This window comes from Streptomyces sp. NPDC002130, from assembly GCF_040296465.1.
In the GTDB taxonomy this organism is placed as follows: Bacteria; Actinomycetota; Actinomycetes; order Streptomycetales; family Streptomycetaceae; genus Streptomyces.
This window is the reverse complement of the sequence record NZ_JBEOXI010000103.1, coordinates 1-19,954: the sequence shown is the minus strand read 5'-3', so window position 1 is coordinate 19,954 and position 19,954 is coordinate 1. Positions and strand designations below refer to the sequence as shown.

Below are 19,954 nucleotides of genomic sequence, written 5' to 3'. Positions count from 1 at the left end.
GTGATCACCGGCGCGCGGTTCTGGAGTGCCCGTCGGGCGCGGTCAGGCCGTGGAACCGTCCGTACCGGCGCGCGCGGGTCGTACTGCGGTGCTTTCCGCGATGTGAACCGCCCAGTCCAGGATCTGTACCGCTGCCCCTGCGGCCTCCAGGCCCTGGCAACGGGCGTGGTGCCTGTGCGTGATGCCGTCCAGGTCGAGGTGGCGGCCGAAGGCGGGGTGAGCGGCGAGGCGGCGTGCGTAGCTCCACAGGTGGGGGTGGTCGGCGATGCGGTGGACCGCGGCGGCGTCCAGGTGCAGGCGGTGCACGGTGTCGAGCTGGACCAGGGCGACCCACAGCCGTACGTCGGCGGCGGTCATCTCGTCCCCGAGGACGAAGTTCTGGTGGGCGAGCCGCCACTCCAGTGAGCCCAGGACGCGGAGCAGGGAGCCGAGAGCGGTGTGGCGCGCCGCGTCGTCGGTGTCGGCCTGCCCGGCGACCTGTGCGACGTCGTCGATGCGGTCGCAGAGGCGTTCGACGGCCTCGGTCTCCTTCTCCGCACCCTGCGGGTAGAGCAGGGGCCGGTCCGGGGCGTCACCGCCGAAGCGGCGGGCCAGGTCCCGGAGGATGTGTGAGGAGTGCGTGGTGACGATCCGTCCCGTCCAGCTGTCGCTCAGCACCGGTGCCACAGCCGGTCCGGGATGCCGATGCGAGCTGGCCTCGTACAAGGAGCGCAGCGCGGAGTGTCCGCCGTCGGGCCTGTCGGGGATCGCCGGCAGCAGCACGACCGGGAGGGTGTCCTCCAGACCGAGCAGGCTGTGGGTGATGGCGACCTGCAGACAGTTCGGGCAGGACAGCGAGAGGTGAAGGCGGTAGCGGCGCGGCACGGCGTAGTAGCCGCTGTTCGCGTCGCAGCCGATCCTGCCTCGGAACGACCGCGAGGAGGGGAGGGACGGCACGGTGGTCAGGGGTGTGGACGGCATGTGTCTCCCTGGGTCCGGAATCCGGCTGCTGGCTCTGGGAGGTGCGGCGGGCAGCGCACGCACGGAATGGGCGCGCGAGGGGGCATCGGCGCACCCGAACGCGGCGGAGTGAGGGTGCCCTCCGGACACCCCGGCTTCAGCGCAGAAGGCTCGCGGCGCTGCAGACACGCAGGAGATCGATGTGCCGACGGGAAGTGAGGAGCAGCGAAGACCGGCCGACGCGCAGGGCGCGGTCGGCGGACGGCTCCAGACGCTCCATCATTTCCTACCCATGCACTAGGGAACTCTCCTTTGGAGTGTCAGGGGGCTTTCCCGCCACGTCAAGAGGGGCTGCCGATGTTCCGTCCGGAGTCCGAGACGCAGGGCGCTCCCCCGGCCTCCCGTCCCGCAGGATGCTCAGTCGAGGCAGAACTCGTTGCCCTCGATGTCCTGCATCAGGATGCACGATTCGTTGTCCTCATCGGCAACCATCGTGTTCACGTGCACCGCGCCGAGCGCGACCAGTCGTGCGCACTCGGCCTCCAGTGTGGCGAGGCGCTCTTCACCCACGAGTCCCGTGCCGACTCGCACGTCGAGGTGTACGCGATTCTTGACGACCTTCCCTTCGGGAACGCGCTGGAAGAGCAGGCGCGGGCCCACGCCTGAGGGATCGCTGCATGCGAAGTAGACGACCTGTTCCTCAGGCGGCAGCGAGCTGTGGTAGTCCTCCCACGTGGCGAACCCCTGCGGGACCGGCGGTACGACGTAGCCCAGCACCTCGCACCAGAAGCCGGCGAGGCGCGCGGGCTCCGCACAGTCGAACGTGACCTGGAACTGCTTGATCGATGACATCGGCGCACCATAGCAAGGGACGTCGATGCTCATCTCCGGGCGTGGACAGGCACGTTGGGTATGCCGCTGCCCTCAAAGGAGGCCGTGCCGGGGCGGTCTGGTGCCGTTCAGCACGTAGCGGCCGATGTGCTGGATCTTCCAGCGGGCCGGGTCGTGCAGGGTGTGGGTGCGGGCGTCGCGCCAGTGGCGGTGCAGGCCCAGGGAGTCGAGCGCCGAGCGTGTCCCGGCGACCTCGAAGAGGGCGCTGCCGATCTCCACCGCGGCCTCGGCCGCCGTCACCTTGGCTGTGGCGACCGCGATCGATGCGGCGGCGGCCGATTCGTCGGTCAGGTCGGCGCGGGCCGCGTCGACCTGACGGGCGGCCTCGCGCAGCAACGCCTCGGCTGCCCGCTCCCGGACGGCCAGTTCACCGAACCGCTGGATCAGCAGCGGGTCCTCCGCCGCGGTGGCGTGCCCTGCGTCGACGCTCTCGAACCAGGGGCGGCTCCTGGTGCGGACGAACTCCACGGCCTCCGCCAGTGCGCTGGAGGCGATCCCGACGTCGATGGCCGTGTGCAACAACTGGGCCACCGCGCCATGGAGCTGCGGGCCGTGGAAGGTGAGGTGGTGCGGTACGACACGGTCCGCCGGGACGGGCACCGACTCCAGTCGGACGGTACCGCTGGCGGTGGTGCGCTGGCCCATGCCGTCCCAGTCGTCGAGCACGGTGAGTCCCGGGGCATCCCGCGGTACGTACGCCACGTGCAGGGTGTCGTCCTCGGCGCGGGCCAGAACGGGGATCCAGTGGGCGAACAGGGCGCCGGTGGAGTAGTGCTTGACGCCGTCGAGGACGTGGGAACCGTCGGGGCGGGGCGCGAGCCGGGTGCGGATGTCCTGCACGTGCGCCGTCCCGGCCTCGGACTGGGCGTTGCCGAACCTCTTGCCGGCCAGTACCTCCCCGAAGAGGAACTCGCGTTGCTCGTACGTTCCTTGCCGGCGCAGAACGTTGACGTACACGAAGTGACTCTGCGGGATCTGGGCGAGGCTGGCGTCGGCGCCGGCCAGCAGGCGGAAGATCTCGGCCAGCGTGCCCGCGCCGACGTCGGCACCGCCGAACTCGGCCGGCACCGACACCGCGAGCAGCCCGGACGCCGAGAGCCGCTCGATCTCCGTGTGCGGAAGCCGGCGACGGGCGTCCCGTTCGGCGGCGCCCTTGCGGAACTCCGCGGCGAGTGCCGAGGCGACGGCGAGCGCCTCGGCGTCGTCGGCGATCACATGTGTGGCACTCATCCGGTGGCCGCCAGCAGGGCCGTGCGGCCGCCCAGGGCGGCGGAGAACTGGTCCGTGACGTGCGTCAGGGCCTCCGCCGAGCCGGGTGCGACGGTCAGGGTGCCGTCGTCGCCCACCGTGATGTCCTTGTCGAGGGTGAACCAGCCCGGCACGATGTGCTTCGCGCCCATGGAGCTGAGTACGGGGCGCAGCGCGTAGTCGATGGCCAGGACGTGGGCGGTGGAGCCCCCGGTGGCCAGTGGCAGGACCGTCTTGTCGGTCAGTGCGTACTGCGGGAGCAGGTCGAGCAGCGACTTCAGCAGCCCGGAGTAGGCGGCCTTGTAGACGGGGGTGCCGACCACGACCCCGTCCGCCTGCTCGACCAGCGCTGTGACCCGGACGATCGCCGGGTGCCCGAAGTCCGCGCCGAGCAGGGCCCCGGCGGGCAGATCGCGGACATCGAAGGGGATCACCTCGTGCCCTTGCGCGATGAGCCGCCGGTCCAGGTGGCGCAGGAGACGCGCAGTGCGGGAGGTGGGGGAGGGGCTGCCGGAGACGGACAGGATCGTGGCCATGGCAGGACCTTTCAGGAGTACCAGGTGGGCTGCGGCAAGTCGCCGGTGAGGACGTGGCGGCCGACCTCGCGGCGCTTGTAGGCGACGGGGTCGTGCAGGGTGTGCGTGCGGACGTTGCGCCAGAAGCGGTCGAGGCCCTCGGTGGCGGCGGTCGCGCGGGCACCGGTTACCTCGAAGATGCGGTTGGTGATCTCCAGGGCGACATCGGTGGCGCGGGCCTTGACCGCGGCCACCCGCACCTCGAACTCGCCGCGGGTCCGCTCGGTGACCGCGTCCGGGTCGTCGTGCAGTTTCTGCCCCTCGGCGGCCACGGCGTCGGCCAGGGCCTCGGCGGCCCACAGCTTGGCGGTGAGGTCGCCGTAGGTGTCGATGACGTACGGCTCGTCGACGGCTCGTTCGTGGCCGCCGTGCAGCCAGGGGCGGGACTTGGCGCGGGTGTAGGTGGCGGCGGTCTCCAGGGCACCGGCGGCGATGCCCAGGTAGAAGCTCACGAAGACGAGCTGGATGGTGGGCACGTTGAGCGTGTTGTACACGCGGGGCCGGAACCGCTTGTCCACATAACCGGCCGCGGCCGACCAGGGGACGCGTACGGCGTCGAGGGTGACGCCGCCGCTCTCGGTGAGGCGCTGGCCGATGTTGTCCCAGTCGTCGTGGAACGTCAGCCCCTCGCTGTCGGAGGGCACGATGGCGAAGATGTGGTCGTCGGTGCCCTCCAGGACGCCTTCCAGCACGGTGACGTCGGAGACCTTGCTGCCGGTGGAGAAGGACTTGCGGCCGGTGAAGGTGAGCGTGTCCCCCTCGTCGCGCACGACCACGTCGGCGTCACGCGGGTTGACGGCCCCGCCGAAGAACCAGCGGTTGCGGGCGGCATCGGCCTCCACCCGCTCCCACTGCTCCCGGGTGCCGACCAGACGGGCGGCCCAGTTCCACAGGTAGTGGTAGCCGAGCAGCTGGCCGATGGAGCCGTCCGCCTTGGCGACCTCCCGGACGACGCGGTAGGCGGTGGGCCAGTCCTGGCCTCCTCCGCCGTGCTCGACGGGGCCGAGGAGGGTGACCAGGCCGGAGTCCTTCAGTAGCCGGACCTCGGCATGGGGGGTGGCGGCGGTCTTGTCCCGGGATGCCGCGTCGGTGGCGAGGACGGCGGCGACCTCCGTGGCGCGGGTGATCCATCCCCCGGCGTCCTGCGGGAGGGGCGCGCTCTTCCAGTCCGTGCGTACAGCGGTGCTCATGGGCTGTTCCCTTTCGTGGGGGGGCTGTTCAGACGCGGGCGGGGGTGGGCTCCGACTCGGATTGTTCGGCCTCGCGTTCGCGCACCAGGGGCAGCACGCGCTTGCCGAAGTACTCGACCTCTTCCAGGTAGTGCAGGAAACCGAGGAGGAAGAGGTCGACGCCGAGTCGCTTGTAGGCGACGATCCGCTCGGCGATCTGCTCGGGCGTGCCGATCAGACCCGTACGGAAGCCGTCGTTGTACTGGACGAGGTCCGCGAAGCTCGAGTCCTGCCACATGCCCTTGCCGTCGGCGGTGGACTGCCCGGCCTGGCGGACGGCGTCACGGAAGCCGTGGACGGCCGGCGCGTCCGCCTTGGCGACGATCTCGCGGAGCGTCTCACGGGCCTCGGCCTCGGTGTCGCGGGCGATGAGGAAGCCGTTGAGCCCGAACTTCGGTGGCGTGCGGCCCGCTTGCGCGGCGGAGGCACGGACGTCGGCGATCTGCTCGGTGACGCCGTCGAAGTCCTTGCCGTTGCTGAAGTACCAGTCGGAGACGCGGCCCGCCATGGCGCGGGCGGCGGTGGAGTTGCCGCCCTGGAAGATCTCAGGGTGCGGACGCTCGGGGGTGTTCAGGGGCTTGGGCTTGAGCGAGAAGTCACGCAACCGGTAAAAGTCACCGGCGAGTTCGGCGTGGTCCTCGGTCCAGATGCTGCGCAGGGCGGTGATGAACTCCTCGGCACGGCGGTAGCGCTCGTCGTGCTCCAGCCAGGGCTCTCCGAGGGCCGTGAACTCGCCCTTGAACCAACCGCTGACGACGTTGACGGCGAAGCGGCCGCCGGACAGGTGGTCGGCGGTGGCACCGAGTTTGGCGAGGACGCCCGGGTGCCACAGGCCCGGGTGGACGGCGGCGATGACCTTGAGCCGCTGGGTGGCGAGGAGCAGGGCGAGGCTGAAGCTGGTCGACTCGTGCTGGTACTCGGCGCCGTAACTGGCCATGTAGCGGACCTGGCTGAGGGCGTAGTCGAAGCCGTTGTTCTCGGCGAGCACGGCCAGTTCGCGGTTGTACTCGTAACCCCAGTCGGTGCGCTGCTCGATGGTGCTGGTGACCAGGCCACCACTGACGTTCGGCACCCAGTAGGCGAAGCGGGCGGGGTCGGTTGCGGGGAATTCGGGCATGGGAAACTCCTGGCCGGCGAATGCTGTGCGAATGCGTGGCGGAGGAATTCCGGAATTCAGGCACGTGTGAGCGGCGTCCCCGGAGAAGGCTGTCGCCATGAAGGGAGGCAGCCGGGACCGGAATTCACGGAGGGGGAAGAAGGGGCAGCGCGAGCAGGAGGGGCTTCCTCGGTGCGCTCAGGCCCGACAGCGACAGCGGGAGCTGCAGACACGCGCGAGGTCGACGTGGCGTCGCCGCGTGAGGTCCTGTCGCTTCATGTCTTCGATCAAAGCAGCGGATCGTCCGGCCGGTCAAGAATGCCAGACCTGATTTCACATAAGGGGCTTCGGTATTGACGCGGTTGTTCATGACGCGACCCGGTCGTCGTCGATGTCGTCCGGGTGAGCCAGGCCGAGGTGGTCGCGCAGGGTTGTGCCTTCGTACTCCGTGCGGAAGACCCCCTGCTCCTGCAGCAGCGGGACCACCTTGTCGGCGAACTCGTCGAGGCCGGTGGGGGTGAGGTGCGGCACGAGGATGAAGCCGTCGCACGCGTCAGCCTGCACGTAGTCGTTGATGGTGCGGGCGACGGTGGCCGGGGAGCCGATGAAGTTCTGCCGGTTTCCGGTGTGGATGACCAGCTCACGGATGGACCAGCCGTTGGCCTCGGCCAGTTCGCGCCACTCGCGCGCGGTGGCCGACGGGTCCCGGTACATGCGGACCTGGGCGCGGCCCTTGGCGATGTGGTCCTGGCCGACGTCCGGGTCGATGTCGGGAAGGGGGCCGTCCGGGTCGTACGCCGACAGGTCCCGGTTCCACACGAACTCCAGGTGCCTGAGGGCCGTGGCACCGCTGACCTGCTGCCGGCGCACCTCGCGGGCCAGTTCCTCGGCCTCCGTATCCGTGTCGGCGAGGGCGAAGGTCGCGGCGGGCAGGATCAGAAGCTGATCGGGGGTCCGGCCGTGGGCGGCCAGGCGGGACTTGACGTCGGTGTAGAAGGCCTGGCCGGCTTCGAGTGTGCCGTGCCGGCTGAAGATGGCGTCCGCTTCGGCGGCGGCGAACTCGCGGCCCTCGTCGGAGTCGCCGGCCTGGAAGATGACGGGGCGGCCCTGCGGGGAGCGGGGGACGTTGAACTGCCCGTGGATGTCGAAGTGGGTGCCGCTGTGGGCGAAGGAACCGGCCTTGGCGTCCGACAGGAATCTGCCGGTCTCACGGTCGGCGAGGATCTCGTCGCCGTGCCAGGAGTCGAAGAGTTCATGTGCCGTGGCGAGGAACTCCCTGGCTCGGGAGTAGCGCTCTTCCTGCGGCAGGTATCCGCCGCGGCGGAAGTTCTCCCCGGTGAAGGCGTCCCAGGAGGTGACGACGTTCCAGGCGGAGCGGCCGCCGGAGAGGTGGTCGAGGCTCGCGAACTGGCGGGCGACCTCGTAGGGCTCGTTGAAGGTGGAGTTGATGGTGCCGGCGAGGCCCAGACGCTCGGTGACGGCGGCGAGCGCGGCGAGGACGGTGAAGGTGTCCGGGCGGCCGACGACGTCCAGGTCGTATATCTCGCCGCCCTGCTCACGCAGCCGGAGTCCTTCGGCGAGGAAGAGGAAGTCGAACTTGGCGCGTTCGGCGGTCCTCGCGAAGTGCGCGAAGGAACCGAACTCGATATGGCTGCCGGCCCGCGGGTCGCTCCAGACGGTGGTGTTGTTGACACCGGGGAAGTGGGCGGCCAGGTGGATCTGCTTCAGGGGCTTGGTCATCGGTCTCGGGTCCCTCCCGCTCAGACGGCGGCGTAGCGGTTGGTGGGGCGAGCCAGGCCGAGCAGGCCGCGCAGGGTGGCGGCCTCGTAGGAGCGGCGGAAAGCGCCACGGCGCTGGAGTTCGGGGACCAGTCCGCGGGTGATGGCCGTGAGGTCGTGGCCGGCGACGGCGGGCCGCAGCCGGAACCCGGAAAGTCCGGTGGCGCTCAACTCCTGTAGCAAGTCCGCAAGTTGCGTCGGTGTGCCGGCGAAGACCAGGGCGTCGCTCGTGTACGGCTGCCCGGCCAGCGTGTCGAGCCGCTCGCGGCGTGCGGCGGCGGTGGCCGGGTCGTCGTCGAGGAAGACGACGAGGTCGCCGAAGACGTGCAGGGGTTCCGCCTCCCGTCCCGCGGTGCGCTGCTCGGCGCGGATCCGGGCGACGATCGTGCGGGCCTCCTCGGCGTCGTGCGGGGTGACGTAGCCGACGTCGGCGGCGAGGGCCACGAGGCGGAAGGGGGCGGTGCCGTGGGCGAGGGCGCTGACGATCGGCTGGCCCTGCGGTGGGCGGGGCGTGATGGAGGGGCCCCTGACGCTGAAGTGCCTGCCCTGGAAGTCGATGTAGTGGAGTTTGCCGCGGTCGATGAAACGGCCCGTGGCGACGTCCCGGATCTCGGCGTCGTCCTCCCAGCTGTCCCAGAGGCGGCGCACGGCCTCGACGTGGTCGGCGGCCTCGTCGAACAGGTCGGTCACCGTTTCCAGGGAGGCCGGGCTGTCGTAGGCGTCGATGCGCGCGATGGTGCGGCGGCCGAAGTGTGCGGCCTCGTTCGGGCGTGCGGTGATCTGCACCCTCAGGCCCGCGCGGCCGGTGGTGACGTAGTCGAGGGTGGCGATCGCCTTGGAGATGTGGAAGGGCTCGGTGTGGGTGGCGACGACCGTCGGCACCAGGCCGATGTGCCGGGTCAGCGGGGCGACGCGGGAGGCGATGAGGACGGCGTCGAGTCGGCCGCGCACCTGGTCGGTGCGCTCGTCCGGGTCCAGGAAATGGGATGACTGGGGACCGAGGCCGTCTTCGATGGTGACGAAGTCGAGCAGTCCGCGCTCCGCCTCTGTGACGAGATCGGCCCAATAGGCGGCGGTGAACTGGTCTCTGGGCCGGGCCTCCGGCTCACGCCAGGAGGCGGGGTGCCAGCCGGTGCCGTCCAGGGCGACGGCGAGGTGCAGCGTTGATGAAGCAGTCGAGGACACTAGGGGCCTTCCTGCGGGGGGTTCGCCTGATTGGTGGTCCTGGGCAGCCCGGTCGGGTTGATCTCCGACTCAGGACCTTCGCGTGTGGAAATCGGGCACGACACCTGCACAGGCCCAGGCCAACTGGCCTGTGTGCAAGGAAAGTGACTGGACGACACCGGCGGATCAGGACGGAGGAACTCGGCTCCGGGAGGGACTCACCGGGTGAGGGAAAGGCCGGTCAGACGGCCCACTGCCGCGTCAGGCGCAACACGCCGCGGACCACACCCGACCGAAGTCGATGTGGCCACGCGAGACCAAGCGTCGCTGGGCGTTCATGAGGTCAGTTGAGCAATGCATCGTGCTTCTCGTCAAGGAGCGCCCGGATGCCGGACCTCACCGACGTCACCCAGTCGCTGCCCCTGCTGGACAAGGCACCGATCTCCTTTCTTGAGCGAGCGATCCAGATAGACTACGGTGGAGTCATGGCAAGGACCCGGGAATTCGACACCGAGGCGGCGGTGAGCCGCGCCATGGACCTCTTCTGGACGCGCGGCTACGAGGCGACCTCGGTGCGCGATCTGACCCAGCACCTGGGGATCGGGCAGGGGTCCTTGTACGCCGCGTTCGGTGACAAGGACGGCCTGTACCGGGCCGCACTGGAGCACTACCGCACGACCCTCGCGGCGGCCGCCCTGCGCAGCCTGGAGGAAGGTGCGGACGCCCGAGCGGCGATCCGTACGCTGCTGACGGAACGGATCCGCATCGCCGTCAGGAGCGGCGGTCAGGGGTGCCTGGCCGTCAACGCCGTCTGCGAGCGGCTGCCTCAGGACGCGGCGACCCGGCGCACCGTGCGCGACATGCAGGACGCCAGCCGGGAAGCGCTCACCGAGGTGCTGAGGGCCGGGATGGAGCGGGGTGAGATCGCGGCGCGGCACGACCCGGATACGGTCGCCGCGTTCCTGGTCACCTTCCTCAACGGACTGCTGGTGTCCGCGAAGGTCACACCGGATGCGCCCGCCCTCGAACCCCTCGTAGAGGTCGCACTGACCGCCCTCGACTGAGGGGCCCTGCGGCTCGGCCTCACGTTCCCCATGCCCCGAATCTGTAACGCACGATCAAGAAAACGAACACCCGTACCGGCCGCGACGACAGCTCATGTCAGCGCCGACGGTCCCAGCCGCCTGCTGACCTCATTCACCCAACCGCACCCAGGACGGAGAGCACCACGTCATGATGTACGACCACACCACAACACCCCTGCGCACCGGCCGCGCGGCCGTCAACGGAACGAGCCTGCACTACCGGACGGCCGGGTCCGGCCCCGCCCTGGTGCTGCTGCACGGCGTGCCCAAGACCGGCTACCACTGGCGCCACCTGGTCCCGAAGCTGACGCCCCACCACACCGTCGTCGTGCCCGACCTGCGCGGTCTCGGCGACTCCGCCCGCCCCGCGGACGGCTACGACTCCGCGACGATGAGCGACGACATCGCCGAGCTGATGGCTCGTCTCGGACACGAGACCTACGCCGTGATCGGTGAGGACTGGGGCGCGGTGATCGGCTATCAGCTCGCCGCCCGGCACCGCGACCACGCCACTTCCCTGGTCTTCGCCGAGGCCCTGTTCCCCGGCTTCGGCTTCGAGGATCACACGGCCCTCACCCCCGAGAACGTCTCCAGCGGCATGCACCTGTGGCACCTGGGCTTCTACTTCCAGCCCGACGTCCCCGAGATGCTGATCGCCGGGCACGAACGCGAACTGATCACCTACATGATCAAGAACGAGCGCAGTCACCCCGACACCGCCACCCCCGACGCCATCGAGGAGTACGTGCGCTGCTACTCCATGCCCGGCGGCATCCGCGCGATGCTCGCCGTCTACCGGGCGATGCTCACCGACGCCGAACAGAACCGGCGATCCGCCCGGCAGAAGCTGGACATCCCCGTCCTCGCGCTCGGCGGCTCCGCCTTCATCGGCGAACGCAACGAGTCCCAGGCACGACTCGTGGCCCATGACGTCACCGGACACGTCTTCGACGCGGGCCATGACCTCGCGGAGGAAGTACCCGACGAGATGGCCGATGCAGTCCTGCCGTTCCTGGCCGCGCACGGGTAGCGGGCACCAGGCCGCCGGGGCCGGAAGCCCCCGGCGGCCGGAACCGGGCACCGCAGGTGACCTCGTCCTGACCGGTCAGGCGCTCATAGCCGTGTCGCCGTGCGGATCAGTCCCGCGACGGCGAGGGAGCGACTGTGCGCGGGCCAGGCGATGTGGGTGACGACGGGAGGCGCGTCGGCGAGCGGGACGGCGGTGCGCTCGGCCCACAGCCAGGCGCGGGCGGAGTCGGGGAAGACCGCCGCGGTGCGTCCGAGGGCGATCAGCTGGGCCAGTTGCGTCTGGTCGAGCGTAGGCGCCGAGGAGCTTGTGCGGCAGCTCGTGGGACGCGGCGGCCTTCACTGCCAGCACCAGCCGGTTGCGGCGACGATCTTGCCGCCGAGAACGTCGCCCATGTGCCGTTCTTCCCGCTCGGCGGCTTCACCCCGCTGCAGTCCGCCGCGCTTTCCGCCGTGGCCACCCGGCTGGAATCAGCGCCGATGTCGGTCGCCACGGCCTGGCTGCTGCGGCGGTCGCCGAACATCCTGCGCATCCCCGGCACCTCGTCGGTGGCGCACCTGCGCGAGTACGTCGTCGGCGCGGGACTCTCACTCTCCGGCGAGGTCCTCGCCGACTTGGACAAGATCGGCCGCCAGCAGGGCCTTCGCAACGACGTACCGGAGAGCGATCAGCTGCCCTGGCCGAGCGCATCGCTCGCCCGTCATCTCGGCGCCTCCGCACAGACAACCCACAGACATCCCTCCCCGTCCTAGGTGACGCGAGAGGCGCCCGGGACCGACGGGACGTCTGCGTACGGGGTTTTGAGGAGAGGATCATTGATCCGTGCCCGGCGAATATGTGTAACCGCCGTGGCGGTGCTGGCGGCCCTGGCGGGCTCGCCCGGACCGGCACAGGCCGAACAGCCGCACACTCCAAGGCTGTTCAACATGACTGACGACAACCCACTTCCGCCGGGGTGGCGGATCGACGGGGAGGCCGGGGCCCGTGAGCTGGTCTGGCGTGCGCCGAAGGCCGTGCCCATGGGGGATGCGCGAGTCGAGTTCCGTACCGAGGACCGGCTGCTCGGGGCGCCGAAGCCGGCGAGGGACGGGCGGACCTTCCGGCTCGCCCTCGGTGAGATGCGGCCCGAGCAGCTGACGGACCTTCGAGTGACGGCCGCGGGGCGCCGACTGGACGCGGCGGCCGACGACACGCACAGGTCCGGCTCGCGTGTGGGACGGAGGCCCGCGCAGGCACCGGCGAACGGCGTTGATCCGGGCAAACCCGGCTCGTACCGCACGGTCACCGGGGAGTACGACCTCGACCCGGTCCGCCTGCCCGGGTACGCCGCCCCGGTGGAGATGACCGCCCAGGTGGTGGCGCCGAAGGGTGCCACCGGCAGCCGGCCGCTGGCCCTGTTCCTGCACGGCCGCCACGACACCTGCTACAAGCCGGGCACCGAGGACGACGTGACCGGCGACTGGCCCTGTGCGGACGGCTACAAGCCGATCCCGAGCTACCTGGGCTATCTGCGCGATCAGCGACTGCTGGCCTCGCAGGGCTATGTGACGGTGTCGATCTCGGCGAACGGCATCAACGCCCAGGACGCGGAGACCGAGGACGCCGGCGCGCAGGCACGTTCCTCGCTGGTACGGCAGCACCTCGCCCGCTGGGCCGACTGGACCGCCCATCGTTCCTCCGCCCCGGCCGTCGTACGCCAGGCGCCGAAGGCAGACCTGTCCGAGGTCCTGCTCGTCGGCCACTCTCGCGGCGGCGAGGGCGTCAACCGGGCCGTCATGGACAGCCTCTACCCGCCGCCGGCCGCCGAGGACGGCTACCGGGGCCCGGTGCGCTGGAAGGTGCGCGGGACCGTGCTCATCGCACCGACGATCTTCGGCCGGAATCCGGTCGCCGACGTGCCGTCCGTGACGCTGCTGCCGGGCTGCGACGGCGACGTGTCTGACCTGCAGGGCGAGGACTTCGTCGACGGGACGCGCGGGATCAGCCGGGGCACGGCACTGCACAGCGCGGTCTACATGGTCGGCGCCAACCACAACTACTTCAACAGCGAGTGGACCCCGGGCGAGGCCGTCGCACCGGCCAGTGACGACTTCGGGACCGACCCGGATCAGCCGGACCCGGTGTGCACGCCGGGCGCCGCGACCCGGCTGAGCGCCGCCCAGCAGCACAAGGCGGGCGCCACGTACATCGCCGCCGCGGCCCGGCTCTTCCTCGCCGGGGACGATCGGGTGCGTCCGCTGCTCGACGGTTCCGGCAAGCGGGCCCCGTCCGCGGATCCCGCCCGCGTGCTGACCCACGCGGTCGGCGGCCGCCGCAGCGGTGGTTTCCTGCCGGACGGCGGGTCGAAGGTGTCCGGCGCCCGGCTGTGTTCGGCGATCGACCCCGACCCGGCCGTGGCCTGTCTGGCCCCCGAGACCCCCGGATCGTCACCGCACTTCGCGTCGTGGGTGACGAACCAGGAGACCGGCCGCAGCGCGGTGGACCTGAAGTGGTCCGCACCGGGCACGGCCGCGCGTATCACTCCGGCCAAGCCGCTCTCCCTGCGCGGGTCGCAGGAGCTCGCGCTCCGGGTCTTCGTACCGCCGAACACCACCGGCACGAAGTTCGACGTGTCCGTCACCGACTCCCGGAACCGCACGGCCACGCTGGGTCGGGTCGAAGTGGCGGGGCTGCCGGGCTCCGCCGCCACCGCGTCCTACTGGGCGCAGGAGCTGCGCGTCCCGCTGTCGGCCGCGACCCGGGCCGGGCTCGATCTCAAGCGTGTCAAGTCCCTTGCGCTTACACCCCGTTCACAGTCCGGGCGGGCCTGGCTGATGGACGCGTGGGGCTGGGCCCCCGGCACTCCGGCGGTTAAGGCGGCCGCACTGCCGCGGGTCGACGTGGGCCGCGAGATCGTCAAGGAGGGCGACTCGGGCACCCGCACCTACCGGATCCCGGTCGAGGTCTCCGGGCAGGGCAGTGGGCAGGTCCGTGTGTACATCCTCGACCCGGACAGCGGCCGGGCCGAGAACCGTCTCGTGACGGTACGGCCCGGCAGCGGCGCGGTCGACATCCCGGTCGAGGTGAAGGGCGACACGGCCTACGGCGACGACGTGGAGCACGACATCGCCGTCAAGGCCGTCCGGGGCACCGTCGTCGGCAAGTACCGGGGCGGGCTGACCGTCGGGAACGACGACCCCGAGCCGGTGATCACCCTGTCGCCGATCGCGGACCGGGTGACCGAGGGAGAGGCGCTGACCTGGCGGTTGTCCGTGGACGCGCCCGCGGCGACGGACCTCTGGGAGCCGGTTCGGGTGCTGCCTGGCACCGACGGCACCGAGCTGTCCACCAAGGACGTGGACCCGCAGTGGCTCAAGGACTCGTCCGGTGACGTGCCCGACCCCGAGCGGCCGCTGTCCGACGCGCACCTGTGGGTGTGGCTGAACATCCCGTCCGGGAGCACCGGCGTGGACTTCGTCGTGCCCACCGTCCAGGACAAGGTGGCCGAGCCGACCGAGTCGATGCGCCTCGCACTGACCGACCGCCACGCCGAGCCGCTGCCCGGCCGGCCGGTGCTGACGGGAACGGTGCTCGACAAACCCTGAGCACGGTGTGGGGGACAGTGCCCGACCAGCCGTGAGCGCGGTGTACGAGGGCATCGTGAGCACCCTCTTGCGCGGGGCCCCGTCCGTCCGGGCCCCGCGCTTCACAAGGACCTCTTGAACCAGTCGGTCAGCTGCGTACACGCTCCGTCGCGCGGAACTCCTGCGGCGCTCGGCCGTCGCGCTTGCGGAAGAACTTGGCGAAGTCACCCGGGTCCTGAAGCCCAGCCGGCCGGCCATGTCCGCCGAGGTGGTGCCCGCTGCACGAGGAGGCGCTTGGCTTCGAGCAGGTGCCGCGCGCGGGAGCGAGTTCATCCGGTGAGTACTGGTGTCCCGTCGGTACCGCCCAGGCTCTTTGACCCGGCGACCGGCCAGAGCAGGGCACGATCCGCGACGCCGCGTCCTGACGGCGTCTACACCACCGAGACCAGCGCCAGCGCCTCGTTGCCGTGGTGCTCGGCGATTGCCTTCATGAAAGCCCGGTCGGGGAAGTCGCCCTCGAGGAGCCGGAGCGGACCCGCCGTCAGTGACAGGCGCTGGACGAGCGTGTAGAGCGCGAGCCTCTCCTCGTCGAGCCCCTCCACCGCCAACCGCCGACCGTGGCGGTCGGGGTGGCGGAGCCGCAGGAACACGTGCTCCCACTCGACGTCGAAGTACATGAGGTCCTCGATGTCGATGAGAACAGGGTTGCCGTCCCGGTCCACCAGTACGTGGTCCAGCCCCAGTTCGCCATGGACGACGGAGTACTCGGCGCGCGACCGCACCGCGGCGGCGAGCTCGAGGAGCCGCTCCTCCAGCCGGTCGCGGGCGCCCGCGATCCTCCCGTCACGGGAAGCCGCCTCCGCCAGGCAGTGCAGCCCGAAGCCGAGCGCGGCCTGCTCGCACGACGCTGCCTGTGACACCCCGCCCGCGTCGATCAGGCCGACCTTGCCGAACGACGGGCCTCGGTGACTTGCCATCGCCGCCAGCGCGTCGGCGAGGCGGGCCATGGTCGGTTCCGCAGCGTGCGGATCACGGCTGAGCAGGTCCAGCAGGTTCTCGCCGGGGAAGTCCTCCAGGATCGCAAGGTCGGCCGGGTAGTGAGTGCCATCGCGGTCCGTCAGGTGGAGCTCGGGAACCCGCAGGCCCAGCGAGTCCAGTCGCGCGCGAGCGGCCTCGAACAGGTCGAGCCCGGCAACGGGCGAGAACGGGTTCGTGAGGTCGTCGTCACCCTCGGCCGTCGGCCAGTAGTTCTCCGACGCCTTCCACAGATAGGCGACAGCCGTCGTGCCGTCGTCCATCGTCAGCCGGTAGACGCCCTTCTTGCTGCCGCCGGTGAGCCGCTCAACCGTCTCCAGCCGCCGCCCACCCCCCAGGGCGGCCCGCGCCGCCCCCGCCAGTTCGTCTCGTGTCACTGTTCGGGGTGCCATGCCCACGACCCCGCCTTCCCGCTCGACAACCGGGGCACCCTACGCGAGCCACCACCCAATGCCGAATGATTTGCCGGAGCCTCGTTCCTACGGCGGACCTCGCCGAACTCCCACAGCGAGGGCGTCGACGCGAACGAACGATGCCGGACGCAGGGGCGGTTGGTCGTGTGTGTAATTTCCTTTCTCACCAGGCAGATGAATTCCCACACTTAACTCGGACCCCACTGGTCACCACTCGGCCCGCAGGGCATCCGCTTACTACTGAAATGCGACTCGGTGCCCTAGCATGACTGACATGACGTCATCTCCCGGTGGTCAGCCGATCGACGGTATCGTGTTCGACTGGTCTGGCGTACTGGCCGACGAAATCGAGGCCGTAGCGCAGGCCCACGCCAGTGCGATTGCGGATTTGGGAGGCCGCCCGCTCACTGCCGAGCAGTGGAAAACCGGAATCCTTGACGACTGGCGGCAGTTGTATCGCGAGCAAGGAGTTTCAACCCGGTCCATGCGGAAGGCGCCCGACGTTTTCGCCTCACATTTCGAGAAAAACCTCCCCAGTGTCCACCCGTTCGAGGGAGCTGCCGAGGTCTTGCGAGATGCCAGGAGCGCCGGCCTGAGAATCGCCATTCTCAGTAACCAGCTCGAGCCCTGTCTGCGCGCCTGCATCCGCCGCTTCGGATGGGAGGGGTACTTCGACGTCGTCGTTGCGGCCCGAGGAGCAAAGGTCCCCAAGTCGGATCCCGAGGCCCTGTGGGCAATTCTGCGCGACCTTCGGCTGGAGCCGGGACGCACAGTGCTGGTTGAGGACATGGCTCAGGGCATCAACCTGGGGAAGGCCGTCGGTCTGGTGACGGTGGGGAGACCATCCGTCCTCAACCAGGATCTCTCCTCTGCCGACTTCGTCATCGACGACATCAGAGACGTGCTCAAGGTATTCGACGCGGCCGCACAGGGCCACCGGAGAGGCGTCGGCACGAGCCGTGAGTACCGGGAAGTCTATGAGCGTCGTGAGCGTGACAAGTCGGCGGGCCGGATAGCGAGGCTCCCGGACTGGTACCACGCAGAAAACCTGTCCTTCGTCCGCTTTTTGCACCGTGTCGCCGAAGCCCCGTCACCGGCACTCGCCGTCGACGTCGGCTGTGGGAGTTCCTTCCACGCGGCAGCCATGACACAGCTGTTCAGCTGCCCCGTGGTGCGTATCGACCTGACAGAGGCCGCGTTGCGACGGAGTTCCACGCCGTCCGGCGAACTGCCCAGCCCCGTGTCCGTCCAGGCAGACGCCGCGCGGCTGCCCCTGCACGATGCCTCCAGCGACTTCACCCTCTGCGCAGAACTCTTGGAACACGTACCTGATCCAGAGTCCGTGCTCGGTGAACTGTCGCGGGTCACCCGCCCCGGGGGTCTGCTCGTGCTTGCGGTCCCCAACAGTATCGAGGGCACCTGGCCGCTGTTTCGCGGCATCCAGCGCAAGAGCTTCTCAGCTGGGCACATCCGTGAATACACATTGGATTCCCTGACCGAGGCGGCCGAGCGGATCGGCTTCAACAAGGTCGCGGCGGGCAGCCGTTGGTTCCTGATCTACTGGCTGGCTTTCGGTATAGAACGCAGCCGGTTCGCGGCCCCCGCTGCTCGAGCACTGCTGCGCCTGCGGTGGCTCTCGCGGTTGACCGGCCGGCTCCTGGAGGAGCTGGTCCTTCTGGAGACGCGCATGCTCGGGCGACGCAGTCGCCGCGGGATAGGCATCTTCCTGATCGCCAGAAGGGATGCTGGTCCGGTCCGCACGTGACACAACCAACGGGGAAAGCATGTCACTGGAAGTGATCGTGCCCGTCATCGTCGGTGTTCTGGGATTCATCTATCTGATCGTCTTCGGGCAACGTTCCCTCGGGGACTGGTACACGGAGAGACACCGACGCCTCATTGACCGGTCGGAACAGGAAGAAGCGCATGCCAGACAAGTAGAGAATCTGCCTTCACCGGACTACGCGGAACTTATCGGACGCGATGAGGAGATGGACCGGATCATATCCATCCTGCGACCCTATCCTCATTCGCAGCATGCTTTGGTGGCCTTGGACGGCATCGGCGGGAGCGGGAAGTCCGCACTTGCCCTTGAGGTCGCCAGATACTATGTGATGAACCACCTCAAGCTCGACCGGAGCGAAAGATATGACGCCATAGTTTGGGTCTCCGCGAAAGAGAATTTACTCACTGCCCGCGGAACCCAGCATCGCCCCTGGCGACATCGAACACTGGACGACATATTCGAGACGATCGCCATCTGCCTGGGCCGCGAAGACATCACCCGCGCCTCGGCGGACCATCGTGTCGAACTCGTCCGTAATGCGCTGAAGCGCCAGCGGACGCTATTGATCGTGGACAATCTGGAAACGATCGACGACGTGAGCGTGGAGTCCTTCCTGAGGGAATTGCCCGCGCCCACCAAGGCGATTGTCACTACTCGCTATCGCATCGACGTGGCCGTCTCCGTAAGCCTGAACAATCTCCCAGCGGCGAAGTCCCGCAGCCTGCTGAGCCAACTCGCCTCGCAGACCGTCGACGCCACCGGTGACTCTGACCGTGTCATCGACTGCCTGGTCGGACTGACGGGAGGGCTCCCGCTTGCCATCGTCTGGTCGGCAGCGCGCATTCGGCTGGGCATGACCCTTGACGAGGTCGTGGAGGACTTGTCATCCGGCCACGACGACCTGACCCGCTACTCGTTCAGCGGCATTTGGGAACGGGTGGCGACTCGACCCCATCACGTGGAGGTCATGCGCGCCGTCGCTGCACTGCCTGCCCCGGTTACGCTCGGGCTGGCCGCTGGAGCGACGGGCATCGCCGACACGGAATCCGTCCGTGCGGCTCTCAACGACCTCGTCCAGCTCTCGCTGCTGCAACGGCAGAACAGCACCTGGGACATGCATCCACTGGTGCGGCGTCACGTGACACAGACCGACGCCGGTGAGTGCGACGCCATACTCCGGCAAGCGACCCGATATCAGCTGCAGTACCTGAGCGGACTGATCGGCGACGAGCGGACCCAGCATGTGCAGGCGACACAGTATGCCTCGATCGACCTGGAGTGGCCCAACATTCGCTACCTGATCGGATGGGCCGCCCAGGGAGGCGCCCACGACGATGTCAGAAGCCTGGTCGGCGGACTCGGCTACTATTTGCACGCGCGCGGCCTATGGACCGACGCGGTGTGGGCGTGGGAGACGGGTGCCGTCTCTGCGGAGGAGTGCGGCGACGAGGTGGCGCAGGCCCGGTTCCTCACCTATCTCGGCTACATGGCCTTCTTCATGGGACGGCCGACCCGTGCCGCCTTTTATCGACGCCAGGCCGAACGCCTCGTAGCCACGGACCCTCCTTCGTATCAATTGGGCAGCCTGTTGCGGCTGTCCGGCTATCTGACCCGCGAATCCGGCAGCATCGAGCAAGCGCTCCAACTCTTCGGCCGGGGCCTGGACGTCATGAGGACCTGCGACAACGTCCACGGCATCTGTCGGCTCTTGAACGACATCGCAGAGACCCTGGCTCTGTCGAGCCGCGCTGTGGAGGCAGAAAACCTGGCCCAAGAGGCCCTGTCTCGCGCTGACGCGGCGGGCGAGGTGATCGAGAAAGTCCGGGCCATGTGCGTTCTCGCCAATATCGCCCTGGCTGCCGGCGACGTGGGCGCAGCACGCGCCTACGCAACCGAAAGCCGCAACCAGGCGCTGGAGTGCGGCTGGTGGGAAGACGCCGGCAAGGCCCTTCACAGCCTCGCCCGCCTCGAAGCAGCCGCAGGGAATCACGACGAGGCACGGATCGTCGTAGCTGAAGCGGAGGCATACTCCAAGGTCGACGACCTGTCCGGACTCGACGAGGCGATCGCCGAGGCCCGGCGTCACGACCCGAAGATCCTCGTGGAGGCCGCGCTGCGCGGCCGT

Annotated in this window: 13 protein-coding genes and 3 pseudogenes; 6 read left to right on the top strand and 10 right to left on the bottom strand. The window is 69.4% G+C overall.

The window, feature by feature from the left end:
• Positions 1-42: 42 nt before the first annotated feature.
• From ABT116_RS20600 to ABT116_RS20565, 8 genes are all read right to left on the bottom strand, one after another.
• Positions 43-960 (bottom strand): glutathione S-transferase C-terminal domain-containing protein, encoded by a 918-nt coding sequence (locus ABT116_RS20600; protein ID WP_351635780.1) that lies wholly within the window; start codon positions 958-960, stop codon positions 43-45.
• Between the two features lie 396 nt (positions 961-1,356).
• Positions 1,357-1,791 (bottom strand): VOC family protein, encoded by a 435-nt coding sequence (locus ABT116_RS20595; RefSeq protein ID WP_351635808.1) that lies wholly within the window; start codon positions 1,789-1,791, stop codon positions 1,357-1,359.
• Positions 1,792-1,863: 72 nt separating this feature from the next.
• Positions 1,864-3,060 (bottom strand): SfnB family sulfur acquisition oxidoreductase, encoded by a 1,197-nt coding sequence (locus ABT116_RS20590; RefSeq protein ID WP_351635777.1) that lies wholly within the window; start codon positions 3,058-3,060, stop codon positions 1,864-1,866.
• Positions 3,057-3,614 carry an NADPH-dependent FMN reductase gene (gene ssuE, locus ABT116_RS20585; protein WP_351635774.1) on the bottom strand — a complete coding sequence of 186 codons (558 nt, stop codon included), beginning with the start codon at positions 3,612-3,614 and terminating at the stop codon, positions 3,057-3,059. Before ssuE ends, ABT116_RS20590 begins: the two co-directional genes overlap by 4 nt.
• An 11-nt stretch (positions 3,615-3,625) precedes the next feature.
• Positions 3,626-4,843: an acyl-CoA dehydrogenase family protein gene (locus tag ABT116_RS20580; RefSeq protein WP_351635771.1), complete on the bottom strand. Its 1,218-nt coding sequence runs from the start codon at positions 4,841-4,843 to the stop codon at positions 3,626-3,628.
• 28 nt (positions 4,844-4,871) lie between these two features.
• Positions 4,872-5,999 (bottom strand): dimethylsulfone monooxygenase SfnG, encoded by a 1,128-nt coding sequence (gene sfnG / locus ABT116_RS20575; protein ID WP_351635768.1) that lies wholly within the window; start codon positions 5,997-5,999, stop codon positions 4,872-4,874.
• Positions 6,000-6,344: 345 nt separating this feature from the next.
• Positions 6,345-7,718 (bottom strand): NtaA/DmoA family FMN-dependent monooxygenase, encoded by a 1,374-nt coding sequence (locus tag ABT116_RS20570; protein WP_351635765.1) that lies wholly within the window; start codon positions 7,716-7,718, stop codon positions 6,345-6,347.
• 20 nt (positions 7,719-7,738) lie between these two features.
• Complete coding sequence (locus ABT116_RS20565; RefSeq protein WP_351635762.1) at positions 7,739-8,941, bottom strand: LLM class flavin-dependent oxidoreductase; 1,203 nt, start codon at positions 8,939-8,941, stop codon at positions 7,739-7,741.
• 464 nt (positions 8,942-9,405) lie between these two features.
• On the opposite strand from ABT116_RS20565, the gene ABT116_RS20560 reads away from it, so the two are divergent.
• Both ABT116_RS20560 and ABT116_RS20555 read left to right on the top strand, forming a co-directional pair.
• The gene (locus tag ABT116_RS20560; protein WP_351635804.1) at positions 9,406-9,984 is read left to right on the top strand and encodes a TetR/AcrR family transcriptional regulator; all 579 of its coding nucleotides are present in this window, start codon (positions 9,406-9,408) and stop codon (positions 9,982-9,984) included.
• A gap of 169 nt (positions 9,985-10,153) precedes the next feature.
• Positions 10,154-11,035 (top strand): alpha/beta fold hydrolase, encoded by an 882-nt coding sequence (locus tag ABT116_RS20555; protein ID WP_351635759.1) that lies wholly within the window; start codon positions 10,154-10,156, stop codon positions 11,033-11,035.
• 83 nt (positions 11,036-11,118) lie between these two features.
• Here ABT116_RS20555 and ABT116_RS20550 read toward each other — a convergent pair.
• Positions 11,119-11,319: pseudogene (locus ABT116_RS20550) on the bottom strand (LysR family transcriptional regulator); the annotation flags it as partial.
• Positions 11,320-11,397: 78 nt separating this feature from the next.
• Here ABT116_RS20550 and ABT116_RS20545 point away from each other — a divergent pair.
• A pseudogene (locus tag ABT116_RS20545) lies at positions 11,398-11,664 on the top strand (oxidoreductase); the annotation flags it as partial.
• A gap of 183 nt (positions 11,665-11,847) precedes the next feature.
• Positions 11,848-14,616, top strand: coding sequence for a hypothetical protein (locus ABT116_RS20540; RefSeq protein ID WP_502983907.1), 2,769 nt, complete (start codon positions 11,848-11,850; stop codon positions 14,614-14,616).
• 410 nt (positions 14,617-15,026) lie between these two features.
• On the opposite strand, the gene ABT116_RS20535 is transcribed toward ABT116_RS20540, so the two are convergent.
• On the bottom strand, positions 15,027-16,022 hold the full coding sequence (locus ABT116_RS20535; RefSeq protein ID WP_351635753.1) for a phosphotransferase family protein: 996 nt from the start codon (positions 16,020-16,022) through the stop codon (positions 15,027-15,029).
• Positions 16,023-16,317: 295 nt separating this feature from the next.
• Between ABT116_RS20535 and ABT116_RS20530 the strand changes: the two genes are divergently transcribed.
• Entirely contained in the window at positions 16,318-17,808 is a 1,491-nt protein-coding gene (locus ABT116_RS20530) for an HAD-IA family hydrolase (protein ID WP_351635750.1), read from the top strand.
• Positions 17,786-18,502, top strand: a pseudogene (locus ABT116_RS20525) (ATP-binding protein); the annotation flags it as partial. The gene ABT116_RS20530 and the pseudogene ABT116_RS20525, both read left to right, overlap by 23 nt.
• Positions 18,503-19,954 lie beyond the last annotated feature (1,452 nt).